The 16,145-nt window shown below is 37.1% G+C and carries 12 protein-coding genes and 1 other annotated feature; of the genes, 3 read left to right on the forward strand and 9 right to left on the reverse strand.

The features are described 5' to 3' along the window. Positions 1–329: 329 nt before the first annotated feature. The 4 genes from pepF to spxA form a co-directional block, all read right to left on the reverse strand. Entirely contained in the window at positions 330–2,141 is a 1,812-nt protein-coding gene (gene pepF, locus MOK21_RS07965; protein WP_249073398.1) for an oligoendopeptidase F, read from the reverse strand. Between the two features lie 48 nt (positions 2,142–2,189). Continuing rightward, complete coding sequence (locus tag MOK21_RS07970) at positions 2,190–3,311, reverse strand: competence protein CoiA (protein WP_249073399.1); 1,122 nt, start codon at positions 3,309–3,311, stop codon at positions 2,190–2,192. 188 nt (positions 3,312–3,499) lie between these two features. Beyond that, positions 3,500–4,168 carry an adaptor protein MecA gene (gene mecA, locus MOK21_RS07975; protein ID WP_249073400.1) on the reverse strand — a complete coding sequence of 223 codons (669 nt, stop codon included), beginning with the start codon at positions 4,166–4,168 and terminating at the stop codon, positions 3,500–3,502. Between the two features lie 435 nt (positions 4,169–4,603). Further along, on the reverse strand, positions 4,604–4,999 hold the full coding sequence (gene spxA, locus MOK21_RS07980) for a transcriptional regulator SpxA (protein WP_024362527.1): 396 nt from the start codon (positions 4,997–4,999) through the stop codon (positions 4,604–4,606). 539 nt (positions 5,000–5,538) lie between these two features. Next, positions 5,539–5,772: a binding site (T-box leader), on the forward strand. Positions 5,773–5,850: 78 nt separating this feature from the next. Here spxA and trpS point away from each other — a divergent pair. Then, positions 5,851–6,840: a tryptophan--tRNA ligase gene (gene trpS, locus MOK21_RS07985; protein WP_249073401.1), complete on the forward strand. Its 990-nt coding sequence runs from the start codon at positions 5,851–5,853 to the stop codon at positions 6,838–6,840. A gap of 1,158 nt (positions 6,841–7,998) precedes the next feature. Here the strand turns inward: trpS and fabF are convergent. From fabF to MOK21_RS08005, 4 genes are all read right to left on the reverse strand, one after another. Continuing rightward, entirely contained in the window at positions 7,999–9,240 is a 1,242-nt protein-coding gene (gene fabF, locus MOK21_RS07990) for a beta-ketoacyl-ACP synthase II (RefSeq protein ID WP_249073402.1), read from the reverse strand. Between the two features lie 30 nt (positions 9,241–9,270). After that, positions 9,271–10,209, reverse strand: coding sequence for a beta-ketoacyl-ACP synthase III (locus MOK21_RS07995; protein WP_249073403.1), 939 nt, complete (start codon positions 10,207–10,209; stop codon positions 9,271–9,273). 310 nt (positions 10,210–10,519) lie between these two features. Then, a complete protein-coding gene (locus tag MOK21_RS08000; RefSeq protein ID WP_249073404.1) occupies positions 10,520–11,518 on the reverse strand; it encodes a DUF4179 domain-containing protein in 999 nt (332 codons plus the stop codon). After that, a complete protein-coding gene (locus MOK21_RS08005; RefSeq protein ID WP_249073405.1) occupies positions 11,488–12,048 on the reverse strand; it encodes a sigma-70 family RNA polymerase sigma factor in 561 nt (186 codons plus the stop codon). Before MOK21_RS08005 ends, MOK21_RS08000 begins: the two co-directional genes overlap by 31 nt. Before the next feature lie 434 nt (positions 12,049–12,482). On the opposite strand from MOK21_RS08005, the gene MOK21_RS08010 reads away from it, so the two are divergent. Next, entirely contained in the window at positions 12,483–12,677 is a 195-nt protein-coding gene (locus tag MOK21_RS08010) for a YjzD family protein (RefSeq protein WP_249073406.1), read from the forward strand. 48 nt (positions 12,678–12,725) lie between these two features. Here MOK21_RS08010 and MOK21_RS08015 read toward each other — a convergent pair whose 3' ends face one another. Then, complete coding sequence (locus tag MOK21_RS08015; protein ID WP_249073407.1) at positions 12,726–14,852, reverse strand: ATP-dependent Clp protease ATP-binding subunit; 2,127 nt, start codon at positions 14,850–14,852, stop codon at positions 12,726–12,728. A 271-nt stretch (positions 14,853–15,123) separates the two neighbouring features. On the opposite strand from MOK21_RS08015, the gene MOK21_RS08020 reads away from it, so the two are divergent. After that, positions 15,124–15,810: a Crp/Fnr family transcriptional regulator gene (locus tag MOK21_RS08020; protein ID WP_249073408.1), complete on the forward strand. Its 687-nt coding sequence runs from the start codon at positions 15,124–15,126 to the stop codon at positions 15,808–15,810. Positions 15,811–16,145: the final 335 nt, after the last annotated feature.

Genomic DNA, 16,145 nt, shown 5'->3' on the forward strand with positions numbered 1-16,145 from the left:
ATAAAAGAAGCGCCACTATCCTCGACAGATAGTGACGCCTCTCTTTCACAAAGGGGATGGGAGAAATGTTCACGTTCAAACAAAGGGGTGTATGTTTGTTTTTGTGATTTATTTCACATGAATCACTTTATCACGGAATAATAAATATAGCAATATATCCGATGCTAGATTCACAAATTTGTCAAATAGAAAGCGATTACAAACAGTATTTTTTCAAGATACGCACTTTTAAACATTTAGAAATCAAAGAAAATCATTATGCTTTCATTTTTTATCAGTCAATGAATCATAGAAAAAAGGCTGTAGTGAAATTCCTACAGCCTTCTAAATTAATTATTCAACAATAATTTTTCTAACTCATTTAAACGTTCTTCAAATACTTTACATGCATCATCAATCGGCTTTGCAACGTTCATATCAACGCCTGCTGATTTTAATACCTCAATTGGGAAATCGGAGCAACCAGCTTTTAAGAAGTTATTAATATAACGTTCTACAGCTGGAGCACCCTCTTCTAAAATCTGTTTACTTAATGCTGTTGCAGCTGATTTACCTGTAGCATATTGATACACATAGTAATTATAGTAGAAGTGAGGGATACGAGCCCATTCTAAGCCGATTTCCTCATCTACCACAATATCCTCACCGAAATACTTTTTATTTAAATCATAGTAAACCTCTGTTAAACGCTCCGCTGTTAAAGATTCACCATTCTTATCCATTTGGTGGATTAGGTGTTCAAATTCAGCAAACATTGTTTGTCTGAAAACAGTACTTCTGAAGCCATCTAACCAATGATTTAATAAATAAATTTTCTGTTGTGGATCTTCAATTGTTTTCAATAAATAATCATTTAACAATTCTTCATTACATGTCGAAGCTACTTCAGCAACAAAAATAGAATAGTCGCCATAAACGAACGGCTGATTTTTACGTGAATAATAACTGTGTACACTATGGCCGAACTCATGAGCAAGTGTAAACAGATTATTAACATTGTCTTGCCAGTTCATTAAAATGTATGGATTTGTTCCGTATGCACCTGAAGAGTACGCACCGCTGCGTTTCCCTTTGTTTTCTAAGACATCCACCCAACGATTATCAAGACCACTTTGAACAATGCCTTGGTATTCCTCACCTAGTGGCGCTAAAGCCTTGACTAAAATATCCTTCGCTTCATCGTAAGTGATTTTCATATCAACTTCCTTCACAAGTGGGGCAAATAAATCCCACATATGCAGTTCATCCACACCTAAAAGCTTCTTACGCAATGAAATATAGCGCTGCATAGCTGGTAAATGCTTATGGATTGTTTCTACTAATTGATCATAAACACTTTCAGGGATGAAGTTGTTAGACATTGCTGCGTGGCGAGCAGAATCATAATTACGGATACGTGCGCTGACATTATGCTTTTTAACATTGCCAGTTAGTGTAGCCGAAAACGTATTTTTAAAGTTTCCGTAAGTTTCGTATACTGCTTTAAACGCATTTTCACGAACAGTACGATCTTTACTTTCTAAAAACTTAATATAGTTGCCATGTGTTAGCTGTACTTCTTCGCCGTCTTCATTCTTCACTTTAGGGAAGACCATGTCGGCGTTGTTTAACATACTAAATGTATTGGAAGCAGTACCTGTTACCTCAGACATTTGTGCAAGTAATGCTTCCTGTTCTGCTGGTAATACATGCGGACGTGCCATCGTTATTTCTTTTAAAGATTGCGAATACAATTGTAAGTCTTGATTTTCTGCTAAGTAACGTTCTATCGTTTCTTCACTCAATGATAAAATCTCAGGTGTTATAAACGATAGGGCAGCTGAGATACTAGTAGCTAATGTTTGAATACGACTATTCATATCTTGGTAAAAGCTATTTGTCGTATCTTGGTCATTACGCATATGAGCATACGTGTAAAGCTTCATTGTACGTTCATAAATATCATCGTGATAAGTTAGAACTGCTAATAATGCATCTGCACCATTTTTTAAAGTACCTGCAAAGCTAGACGCCTTTTTGGCAAGTTCTGCAACTTCCTTATACTCTTCTTCCCATAGAGCATCCGTTGCAAATATATCCTCCAAACGCCAAGTTAACTCTTCTGGAACTTCATTTCTTACTAAAACTTGATTACTAGCCATGTGCCAGCCCCCTTTATATGTGAGTTTTTCCTATACTCTCATATTTTCTCAGCATATTGCGGCAATTGCAAATAAATGTGCATACACTTGCTCACGAATATCCGAAAAGCACCCATTTTTTTGCTTACTTTTCGCCAGTACCATTCCATAATTTTTAATCGCTTGTACTGCTTGATTTGTAATCTCTACATTTTCTTGGATTAAAAACGAGCGAATATTTCTCTCGTCTAATTCATGAGGTTCTACTTGTAAACGACGACAAAAATGATGCAAAATCGTTTGCCACTCAATAGAAAACATTGGTATCGCTTCTGCATTCTCCACTGGAATACCTACGTAATCAGGCATAGCAGTCAAAGCAAAACGTAACTCATAACTACTTCGTAAAAATGAATCTTGCACCCCATTTTTACTATGTAATAATCGATGGTAAACGAATTTCTTACAATGCTTCTTATAAAGCTGCCAATAAAGATGAAACTCCTCTTTCGTAATGGACTTAGGCTCATAAAAAGGAAAATGCTGTTTATGAACAGTTAGTTCTTGTACTTTACCTATAAAAGTATGCCCATGAACATAAAGAAGATTCGTCCAATAAATAAATCTTGATGTGTTTGCATCATAGGTCACTAAATAAGCTAATCCTTGTGCTGTGGCAATGATCACCTTTTGCATAATTGGAGAAATAGAAATTTTTTGAATACCTTGTGTAGATTGTCTTTGAGGTGTTTGAAAAAGCCATAATGGCTGTATAGAATTTTTCTCATATCCAGCTGTACGCAATTGCCACTTTTCATGAGAAATTGTACTACATTGAAATTCAATGGCAATTTGCTTTTTCTCCTTTATCAGGAGCATATCTGGTCGCTGTGAAAGTTTCCGTAAATAAGGCTCCAGCTTTACTGTATGACCGAGTTTTCTTAGCCATTCAAATAATTGGACTTTTCCTTGTAAATGAAGTTTTGATTCACCCTCTGCAAATAACTGTACACAGCTATTACAAGCCATATGAGCGAAATGAGGGATATTATATTTACCGATCTTTAATTGGACAGGCTGTTGGCATTGGGGACAATAAAATTTCATCTGTCGCCTATATTGTTGTAAAGCTTCCCTTGTATGTTGATATGGGAGGAAAATCTGTTGCTGCTCGTTATAGGCCATCAGCATAAAATCAGCTCCTTTTTGACTAATTGTAAAGGAGTGTTTTGATAGCAACAAATAAAGTACGGCTTTTTCTTGAAATTTAAAATATGCTATCTTTTAAATTGTTTTTTCCCAAATAAAAAGACTGTAAATAAACTTGATTTTCACCAAGTTTGTTTACAGTCTAGACACTGAATCAAATACTCATTATTTTAAATAAAATATTTTCGTACTGTTTCAAAGCAATTAAATTCCATAATTTTTTCACCATATTCCTCTAAGCGGTGGATCGTGAAATTCGATGGTATTAAAAATTCTTTAATTACGGCATTTCTATCGTGATGATTGATCTCTTCATCTGCATTTGCGAAGTCAACTACCAAGTAGTACCAATTTTCATATTTAAATAATGAGGAATCCACTAATTCATCTGTCATGCGTTTCGCTACAGGGATTAACTCATCAATATCTTTAAATTTATAAACATAAATGTCTGTATCCATGAATAACTCTGACTCATCCATGTCACCAAATTGAGTTAGTTGACTGAGAAGATCCTCTCCAACGTCCTCGAATGGGGCAAACATCTCTTTGTGTTCATCAAAATGCGAAGAACCATCTAAGGTTTCACCGTCTTTTAAAATATGTGCACGTGTGACTATGATTTCTAAGCCTACTTCAGACGCATTGATATGAATCCAAATCGGACCTTCTACATCAAAATAATCCTCCGTGTTTACTTCATCAATCATATCCCAAAAAAGTTGTTCACCCTTCGCTCGATTGTACCAAATTTCTTCACGACTATAGCCGCGATCCTCTATATCATTGTACGTAATAAAGAGCTTGAGTGTATTTTCGTTTACACGTTCGATGTCCACTAGACCTCATCTCCCTTCACTGTCATTTGTCGAAAAACAGTTTTGTTTCATTAGTATGCTTTTATTCATTGTTTTTAACCTCATACTCCATTTTTGTTTTTCAACCTTTGACCACACTACAGTAAAACCGTCGAGCAACCGAAATAAAAAATTAATTGTCCACAGTTGTCTCTACTTATATTGTATGCTGTTCTGTCATAAAATGAAAAGGATATACACCGTTTCACAGAAGATATTTGAATTATTGAAATTGTAGTAAACTATTAAGTTAAAATCAAGTTTAACATACTTTACGGAAATATATGACTTTTCCCTACTATTTATTATACTTTATATAGAAGGTTTTACATAAGTAAAACACAAAAAAATAGATGCCACAATATGCTTGTTGCATATGTAACATCTAATACTTATTCTATGCAGATAACGTAGCTATTAGTTCACCATGCGCTGTGCTTCTTGCAATTGATAAGCACGAACCTTACGAGGTAGGAAACGACGAATTTCATCCTCATTGTAGCCAACTTGTAACCGTTTCTCATCTAAAATAATTGGACGACGTAATAAGCCTGGGTACTCTTGAATTAGTTCATATAAACGTTGCAATGGTAAGCTTTCAACATCAACATTCAATTTTTGGAAAATCTTTGATCGAGTTGAAATAATTTCATCCGTACCATCCTCTGTCATACGTAAAATTTCTTTAATTTCACTAATGCTCAATGGCTCGGAAAATATATTACGTTCTGTATATGGGATTTCATGCTCCTCTAACCATGCTTTCGCTTTTCGGCAAGACGTACAACTTGGTGATGTAAATAAAGTTACTATCATACTGACACATCCTTTCCTTTTAATCATTATCTATAAACCAGTGTGTTAAATTAGAATTAATGTAATGTAATCTACATACCATTATACAGTACTCTGTGATGTTTGAATATAGTTCCAATAAAAAAAAGAATAACCCTTTATCACACGAAATTTTCTGTTTTTTTATATAACTTAAAGTGTAGTTACTTCTTGGCATGTCTAACGAACTACTATTATTATTCCCATTCGCAAGGTAATTTAAACATGCATTTCTGGATTGTTTTTTTCTCATTTAAAAAAATTAAACGAGAATATTGTCAATTCCGTGTGTACAATATGGACGTTTATTTACTAATATTGGTTTCATATAAATAAAACATTTACTGAATAGCGATAAAAAAAGTAGCGAAAATATCATATAATTTTTTTCCAAGAAAGAACACCGCCAAAAGTCTGACTTTACTCACTTGCATTTCACCGAGCCTTTATAATATAATTTTTTGAAATAAGTCAATTATGTCTTTGGTGAGTTCCACCTCGACGGTAATTGAGCTAAATAAAAAACGCTGACGAAGAGTAGTACAATTGCATTTACACGTTTAGAGAGTCTGTGGTCGCTGCAAACAGATCGTGTAAGCATTTGGAATGGACTTCCGAGTTAGCTTTGTGAACGTCTTTAGTTTCCTTACTGGAGTCAATTAGCAAAGCTCGTCCCTTCACGTTACGAAGTAGAGTGGCCAATTTAGGCAAGCTGGGTGGTACCGCGGATTCAAACATCATTCGTCCCTTCATTAGATTACTAATGAGGACGCATGATGTTTTTTTATTTTACTTATGTAAAAGGGACGAAATTCAAGGAGGAAATGACCATGACAACTATTTTTTCAGGTGTACAGCCAACAGGTATTGTAACTCTAGGGAATTATTTAGGTGCATTTAAGCAATTCCCAGCATTACAAGATGAAGGAGATGCCGTTTATTGTATCGTCGATCAGCATGCAATAACAGTAGCACAAGATCCAAAGGAACTACGTCAAAATATTCGCAACCTAGCAGCAACGTATATCGCTACTGGGATCGATCCTAAAAAATCTACATTATTCATTCAATCAGAAGTGCCAGCTCACGCACAAGCAGGCTGGATGCTACAATGTGTCGCATCGATTGGTGAACTTGAACGTATGACACAGTTTAAGGATAAATCTCACGGTAAGGAAAGCGTATCTGCCGCTCTACTAACATATCCACCATTAATGGCAGCAGACATCCTTTTGTATAATACAAACATTGTTCCTGTCGGTGATGATCAAAAGCAGCATATTGAGCTAACTCGTGATCTAGCAGAGCGTTTTAATAAACGCTATGGTGACGTTTTAACGATTCCTGAAATTCAATTACCAAAAGCAGGGGCTCGTATCAAATCACTACAAGAACCTACCAAGAAAATGAGTAAATCTGATCCAAATACAAAAGCGACAATCAAGCTTTTAGATACAGCAAAAGAGATTGAGAAAAAAATTAAGTCTGCTGTTACTGACTCCGATGGTATTGTGGCATTTGATGTGGAAAATAAACCTGGTGTTTCTAATTTACTAACAATCGAATCTGCCATTTCAGGCGTAGCTATTGACGACCTTGTAAAAAAATACGAAGGCGTTGGCTATGGTGGTTTCAAACAAGGTGTTGCAGCAGCGGTTATTGATCACCTAACACCAATTCAAGAGAAGTTCTACAATTTGGTAGAATCCTCAGAATTAGATATTATTTTAGACGCAGGTGCTGAAAAAGCAAATACAATTGCAAGTGCTACATTAAAACGTATGGAAGAAGCAATGGGCCTTGGTCGTGCACGTCGCTAAAAAGAAAACTTTATCATAAAGATGATCGTAAGAGCTTGGCCAAAAAGAGAGTAACTTAAGAGTTACATCTTATCTTTTTCATGTAAAGTTCTATCATAACCAAGATCAAGCACAACAGCGCATAACACAACGGCTGATCCAATAGCCATATAAAATGCTGATGTTTGTGCCATGAACTTAAAAACCACTATCCAGGAATATCCGAGTGTCCGATAATTCAAATACAAGATGAGATTCCCTACTGAGAGAATCAATAAGCCATAGCTCATTAAAAATAAAAAGAGTCGGAACAAAATAAGGGCATCCTTTCTATTTCTTCTTACTTATCATCTATTCACAAAACTATAAAAAAAGACGTCAGCCACGTAAATTAGGCTGACGTTTTTTAAGTTGATCATATAAATGTAAGGTTCTTCTTCAAAACGAGGGGTTGATTTCCGTTCCGGCTAGGCGCTTTGTAGCTGACGCCTTGCTTTCGCTACAGATAAAACATTGCTGCTGACGCTTCGCTTTCGCGCAGAGCAGAGCTTCCTGGGGGCGTCGGGGCAACAGGATGTTGGTCACGAAGGCGTTATCACAGGACGTGATGCTCTTAGCCTTCGTTCCCCTTTTCGCTTCGCTGCAGGGTCTTGGGCCAACAGATGTCTTTTGCGCGAAAGCGTAGTGCTAACGTAGCGGCAGCAGAGGGTTTTGTTTGTGCGAAAGCGTAGTGACAGCAACAGCACCGAGGTTGGTCACGAAGGCGTTATCACAGGATGTGATGCTTTTAGCCTTCGTTCCTCAATATCGCTGATCCCCAAGGAGTCGCCTAGCCTCCACTCCAATCAACTTATCCGCATGACATACGTTTTAACAAAATGACATCCAACTTTTTAGTTTGAGCGAGACCTTTTCACGAGTTATCGCCCAACTTTTAATTTTTATCTACCAACTTTTAATTTTTATCTACCAACTTTCACATTTTATCTACCAACTTCTGAATTTTATCGACCAACTTTCGCGTTTTATCACCTAACTTTAAATTTTTATCGACATCCACCTTCAGAAGAGTAAAAAAAGGATTCATACACAAAAAACTGTGTATAAATCCTTTTACTTTATTATGTCGCCAGTTCTCTATCCGAGTCATTTGCTGAAAGAAATTAAAATTTCACTTTATTATTCCTCGATTTTTTTGAATAGTAGACTAGCGTTGTGTCCACCAAATCCAAGTGAGTTACTCATTGCATATTTAATATCTGCATGTCGAGCTTCATTCGGTACATAATCTAAATCACAATCTGGATCTGGATCTGTTAAATTAATTGTCGGTGGTAAAATGCCTTCTTTCAGTGCTAGCGCTGTGAAGATCGCTTCAACACCACCAGCTGCACCTAATAAGTGACCTGTCATTGATTTTGTAGAACTCATTGCAAGCTTATAGGCATGTTCCCCGAAGACTGTTTTTACTGCCTGTGTTTCAAATAAATCATTATAAGGTGTACTTGTTCCATGCGCGTTAATATAGTCTACTTGTGAAGCTTCTACGCCGCCATCAGTTAAAGCTTGCTTCATTGCACGAGAAGCACCTTCCCCTTCTGGAGCTGGAGCTGTAATATGATGCGCATCCCCTGTTGCACCATAGCCAAGAACTTCTGCGTAGATTTTTGCACCGCGTGCTTTTGCATGCTCATACTCTTCCAAAATAACAATACCCGCACCTTCACCGATAATGAAACCATCGCGATTTTTATCGAATGGGCGACAAGCTGTTTCTGGATCTGTATTTAAAGATAATGCAGTATTTGCGCAGAAGCCTGCTACTGCCATCGTAACGATTGGTGACTCAGCACCACCTGAAATCATCACATCTGCATCGCCACGTTCAATTACTTTAAAAGCATCCCCAATAGAGTTTGTACCTGAAGCACAAGCAGTTACTGAACAAGAGTTAATGCCCTTTGCCCCAAAGTGAATCGACACTTGGCCAGAAGCCATATCTGGAATCATCATTGGAATAAAGAATGGACTTACACGTCTTGCTCCACGTTCTTGGAATGTTAAAAATTGCTGTTCGTATGTTTCCATACCACCGATTCCAGAGCCAATCCAGACACCTGCTCGTGGTGCTAATTCTTCATCAATTGTTAATTGTGCATCTTCCATCGCCATGATAGACGCTGCTAAAGCATACTGTGTAAAGCGATCCATTTTACGAGCTTCTTTACGTTCAATATACTTTTCAATATTGAAGTCTTTCACCTCAGCGGCAATTTTTGCTGCGAAAAGATCTTTATTCAAACGTGTTAACTCGCCAATTCCTGATTTTCCATCTTTTATGTTAGCCCATGTTTCTTCGATGCTATTTCCTAGTGGTGTAACTGCGCCAATTCCTGTAATTACTACTCGTCGTTTACTCATTGTCTTACTCCCCTCAAGCATTTTTCGTTTTTATTTTCCCCATCTCATTGCAACGGCACCCCATGTTAAGCCGCCACCAAATCCAACAAGTACTAATAAATCATCATCTTTTATCTTACCTGCTTCAAGCTCATCTACCAAGGAAATACCAATAGATGCCGCCGACGTATTACCATATTTATGAATCGTTTTTGACATTTTTTCCGGTGGTAGTTCTAGACGTTCACGCGCTGATTCCATAATTCGAATATTCGCCTGATGCGGCACTAAAAAATCTACGTCTTCTTTTGTTAAACCAGCTTTTTCTAAAACGTTTACTGCAGATTCACCCATTTGGCGAACAGCAAACTTAAATACTTCACGGCCATTCATAGCGATTGTATCCTGCTGTGTTAAATACAAGTTCTTTCCACCTGTACCGTCAGCTCCAAGCTCAAATGATAAAATTCCTCTACCTTCTGATACTGGACCAACAATCGCTGCACTTGCACCGTCACCGAATAATACAGCCGTATTGCGATCTTCCCAATCAAGTACTTTCGACAGCTTTTCAACACCTACTACTAAGACATATTTATAAGCATTCGATTCTACAAATTGCTTTGCTGTCACTAAACTATATATAAATCCTGCACAAGCAGCCGCTTGATCCATTGCAGCTGCATTAACTGCTCCGATTTGCTCCTGAACCATACATGCTACACTTGGAAACGTTTGATCTTGAGTGACTGTTGCTACAAGGATTAAACCAATTTCCTCTGGCGTAATACCTGCTTTAGCAATAGCTTCCTTTGCAGCAGCTACCGCTAAATCTGACGTTTCCTGATCATCTGCGGCAAAATGGCGTTCTTCAATCCCTGTGCGAGTTCGAATCCATTCATCCGAAGTATCCATCATTTTTTCTAAATCAAAATTTGTAACGACCTTCTCCGGAACGTATTTGCCAATCCCTATAATACCAGCGTTCATATAGCAACCCCTCTGCTTTCTTACTATCAATTATTAGTAACTGGTCATAATTATAACTCATAATGAACGAGAGGTGCAAGATGAATTAAAATAATGCTTAAAACTTATACTTTGTAAATACATTTATTGGAGTGAAAATTGGGCGACTCCTTGGGGATACGTAGAATAAAGAATGATTTAAAAAATTTCCTTCATCCTTTATTTATCAGCAAATGCAAAAACTCCATTTTGAAAAAAGATTAATCAAAACGGAGTTCATTACTCTAACTAAATATTGGATTATTAAAGCGCCCTTTTATAAAGCAGTTAATCATCTATTTAAATTAACCTTTATCGGCGGTAATGATTTTTCAGACTGCCTAATATAAGGATAAACCTTGATAAACTTAGCATGATTAGGTATTTTTCCGATAATGGTGCGCTCATCGGATTCAATTCTATTACCTATCTTTTTTCTACTGAATTCAGTACCTGAACTGAGTACACTAATTTCATTTCCCTGATCATCTATTACTTTATCAATCCGAGCCATATCGTCCTTACCAGTCAGTGGATAAATGGCTTTGTAGTCAAGCACGGCTGATTCTCTTCCTACTGTAATAGTTTCAAAATTCAATGCATGTTCTTTATCATCACTTGTAGATGCCTGTCCAACATTTACTTTATGATTTGGCAATTGGTGAATCGGGATATCAAATCTCCACTCTCCTTTTGTCTCATTAATAGCTTTCAATGTTATAGGCAAAGTCATATCTTTCGGAAATTCTTTATCAGGATAATCAATTATAATTTGACCGATGTGGTCCCCGTCGGATGTTACCACCCCATCAAATTGAGCCGCATTCATCCATTTGTCGCTCCCGTCTCCGATGTTTCCGATGTCAAACATAAATTCGTTTGATCTCGCATTAAAATGATCCACTTTAAACGTTACACTGATTCTACCTCCATCATAATAAACACTGTTCACGGTTACGCCCACACCGTTACTGATTGCTTTTTGATTTAATTCCGTCACAAGTTTACTGGCTGCAAGATTTTCACCAATTGAATCATCAAACGACGAATAAATTTTCCCTATTAAAGGTACGTCCGCCAATACACGACTCATTTGTGGAAAAATAAATCCTGAACTAAAAAAACCAATCAAAAGAGTAGAAGCAATTAATGGTATCGCTAGTAGTTTTGTTTTTCGCTTTATCGGTTTTTCTTTTTGTGCTTTTACGATTCCTTTCTTTATGGCTGTACAAACATCGAGTTGGGGAACCTCTATATCGTTTATTTCATCTTTAAACTGCTGTTTATCCATGTTTGATCACTTCCCTCTAATAATTTTTTTAAAGATTTTCTCGCCCGATGCAAATACGTTTTCACTGTTCCTTCAGGTATATGCATGTACCAAGCAATTTGGTGAACAGCTAAATCATGGTAATAATATAAAATAACTACCGTCTGATACCTTTCGTCCAATTGTTGAATCGCTGTCTTTAAATCAATGTTTTGCACCATTTGATTTGTTTGGTTAGTCGGGCCCTCGTTGGTTTCGTATTTACTTATCTCTTCGAACTTTACAACTTTCTTCTTTGCACGCAGCAACTCGTTCGCATTATGTATTAGAATGCGTATCAACCATGTCTTAAAATAATTTGAGTTTTTTAATTGTCCTAAAGATAAATAAGCTTTATAAGCCGTTTCCTGAACAACATCTAACGCATCCTCTTTGTTTTGTACATATAAATAAGCAGTGCGATAAAGTTGATCTTTATAGAGGCATATCAATTCTTCAAAAGCCGTATCGTCACCTTTTTTAGCTTTTTTGACAAGCTTTATTTCATTCATCCTAACCTTCCTTTGTCTAATGCCAATTTCCCCATATTGGTTTGCACATGTTCATCTTTGGCAAACCCTCCTAAATTGTCACTGTCTGTTATTTTTCCTTTTCAGTTATTAGATGGTTTTAACAGAACGTTTGGTTTCAAAAACTTTTTGTAGCTTTATTTTATTGATCAATCTTTGTTATAAAGATCAATCTTTTTACTAAGCTTTCTACGCTTTTGCGCAAAAAATATCTGTTGGCCCAACATCCTCAGAAAAGCGACGACAACCACAATTAAGATTGAGATGACCTCGAAATCATAAAAGAAATGTTATCGTTGTGACAAATTCGCCATTTTCACAGAAAAGGTTCTTTTTTTTTCGATTTATGTTATGATATGATAATGAATATGTAGTAAAACTTTATGATATAAAAAAGTTCGGTTGAGGTGAAATTAATGCAATATATCGTAACATTCATATGGTCATTCCTACTAGTTTCAATGTTAAACTACGTAGTAAGCTCTGTACTTGGTGCAACGTTTGATTTCCAAACTGCTGTTGTCACATCAGTTGTATTTACAATTCTTGTTTTCATTATCGGTGCGGTTATTCCAAACGAGTCAACTCCAGAAGCTGCAGACAATCATTAATTCAACTAGAAAAAACCTGTTTCGCTTCATGCGGAACAGGTTTTTTTGTTATTTTTCTACGATACATTGACCTTCATGCATTCTAATGTGCAATGTTTCTCCTGGCAATACCTCACCTCGAAGCAATTCTTTTGCAACCGCTGTTTCAATATAACGTTGTACGAAGCGTTTTAGTGGTCTTGCCCCGAACTGAGCATCTGCTCCTTGTTCTACAACCCAGTCAATTACATTTTGATCGACTTGTAAAGTAATATCTTGCTCTGCCACTCGTTTGACAAGCTGTTCGACATATTTCCAAGCAATCGCAGTAAAGTGCTCATCTGATAGTGCATGGAACATAATAATATCATCCATACGATTTAAGAGCTCTGGTTTAAAGTGTTGACGCAGCGCAGTCATCACTAAATCCTCCACAGTTGCATCGTCTTCTTTAGCTTCCATTAAATAGCTTGAGCCAATGTTAGAGGTTAAAATGACCACCGTGTTCGTAAAATTAACCATACGCCCTTGGCTGTCCGTAATGCGTCCATCATCTAAAATTTGCAGTAAAATATTCGCAACATCAGGATGGGCTTTTTCAATTTCATCTAATAATACAACTGAATAGGGATTTCGGCGAACAGCTTCTGTTAATTGCCCACCTTCTTCATAACCAATATAGCCTGGAGGTGCTCCTACAAGACGTGATACGCTATGCTTCTCCATGTATTCACTCATATCAATGCGAATAAAATGTTCCTCAGAATCAAATAGCTGTGCCGCTAATGCCTTTGCTAGCTCTGTTTTACCAACACCTGTTGGCCCTAGGAATAAAAAGCTACCAATTGGTCGATGCGGGTCTTTAATACCAGCTCGAGCACGCCATACCGCTTCTGTAACAAGCTGTACAGCATTATCTTGTCCGACTACACGCTCATGCAATGTATCTTTTAAGCGCAATAATTTTTCACGCTCACCTTCTACTAATTTCGTCACTGGTATTCCTGTCCAGCGTGAAACGATCGATGCGATTTCTTCAGCTGTTACCTCTTCACGTAAAATACGTGACTCCGTACCATTCTCTAGTTGTTTTTCCATCTCTTGAATATCCTTTTCAAGTGTAGGAATTTTGCCATGACGTAATTCGGCTGCTTTATTTAAATCATACTTACTTTCTGCTTCATCTAAGTCACGTCGGTATTTATCAAGTTTTTCACGTTTTTTCTGAATGCCGTGTAACGCTTCTTTTTCAGTTTCCCACTGTTTACGCATGCCCTCAGAGGATTCTTTAAGCTTTGTTAATTCCTCACTGAGTTGCTCTAGGCGCTTTTTACTTGCTTCGTCTTTTTCTTTGCGCAATGCTTGCTCCTCGATTTCGAGCTGCATAATACGACGTGTTACGGCATCCAGTTCCTGCGGCATGGAATCAATTTCTGTACGAATCATCGCACAAGCTTCGTCGATTAAATCGATGGCCTTATCCGGCAGGAAGCGCTCTGTAATATAGCGATTTGAAAGTTCAGCTGCAGCGACAATTGCACGGTCATGAATACGTACCGCATGATGTAACTCGAAGCGTTCTTTCAAGCCTCGTAAAATAGACACAGTATCTTCAATCGATGGCTCACGTACAAGCACTTGTTGGAAACGACGCTCTAAAGCAGGATCTTTCTCAATATACATACGGTATTCATCTAATGTTGTAGCCCCGATACAATGCAACTCACCCCGTGCAAGCATTGGCTTTAGCATATTCCCAGCATCCATCGCACCATCCGTTTTACCTGCACCAACAATTGTATGAATTTCATCTATAAATAAAATAATACGCCCTTCTGAGTCCTTTACCTCTTTTAAAACACCTTTTAAGCGTTCTTCAAATTGTCCACGGTAACTAGCACCTGCTATTAAGGCACTCATGTCTAGTTCATATAGTATACAATCCTTTAATCCCTCAGGAACATCACCCTTTACGATACGTTGGGCTAATCCTTCTACAATAGCTGTTTTACCAACTCCTGGCTCACCTATTAAAACAGGATTATTTTTCGTTTTGCGTGTTAAAATACGAATAACATTACGAATTTCTTCATCACGGCCGATAACTGGATCCATTTTACCGTTTTTTACTTCTTCAATTAAATTACGTCCAAACTGTTCTAATGGTTTTTTATCATCTGTTTGTTGAAATTGCATAGTTAGCACTCCTTTTCAATAATGTTCAGCGGAATCCTGTTTGCCATTCTGTTTCTCGAAAGAATGTTTGACCTTTTTTGACTAACTTTATTTTACAACATCCGACAAACCTTCGCAAAGAATTAACCCTAAAATTTCTTCACTTATAACTGGAAAATTACGTTATAATAAAAGTATGTTTCTTAGAATTAGTATCGAAATTGTTCACCATCCTTTTGTAATAATTATGTAATTTTTACAAAAAGAAAGCGATGTGTTGGGAATGATAATAATGGATAATATACAAGAAAAATTTCACGATCTATTTCAAAAGCACGGTGTTTTTATTAAAGTGAATAAGGATAGTAAAATTTTTTTAGAGGGCGAACGCGCGAAAGAAATTTATTATATAAAAACAGGGGCTATCTCGATTAGCCAAGAAACGGCGAATGGGAAGGAATTAACCATTCGCATTTGTGGTCCAGATAGTATGATTGGAGAGGGCTCATTATTTTGTAACCTGACGTTTAATTCCATGACAGCAAAAGTATTAGAACCCTCTAGTTTATATGTTCTAAGCCGAGAATCACTAGAACTTTTATTAGTAGAACAACCTAATCTAATGGTGGAATATATGAAGTGGTTACAAACCGAAAATTTAAAGCACCAAAGTCGTTTGCGCGATTTAGTTTTAAATGGTAAAAAGGGTGCTTTATTTTCAACACTCATCCGTCTTTCGAATACTTATGGAAAGCCTTTAGAAAATGACACTATTTATATTGACTTCCCGTTAACAAATACAGAAATCGCTAATTTATGTGCGACGAGTCGAGAGATGATTAATCGCATGCTTAATGACTTAAAGAAGCACAATATCCTATCTTTTGAAAAAGGGTACATTACCATTCACGATCTACAATTTTTAAAGGATGAAATCGCCTGTGAAAATTGTCCGTTACAAATATGTCGTATTGATTAATAACTATACACAAAATCCCCGCCTCTGAATTATAGGTGGGGATTTTGTGCCATTAAAGCATGCTCTTCAGCAAAGCAAGGGGTTGATTTTGTTCCAGGCTACTCGCTTTGTTGCTGTCGCTTCGCTTTCGCACAGATAAAACATTGTTGCTGTCGCTTCGCTTTCGCACAGATAAAACATTGTAGCTGACGCTTCGCTTTCGCTATAGAAAACATTTGTTGCTGTCGCTTTGCTTTCGCACGGGAGTCGAGTAGCCTCCACTCCAATTTGTGCAATTAAGAATGAACACTATTATAAAGTAAGAGGATTCACACACAGTTTTGTGTATGAATCCT

It is taken from the genome of Lysinibacillus sp. BPa_S21, assembly GCF_023337795.1.
Lineage (GTDB): Bacteria > Bacillota > Bacilli > Bacillales_A > Planococcaceae > Lysinibacillus.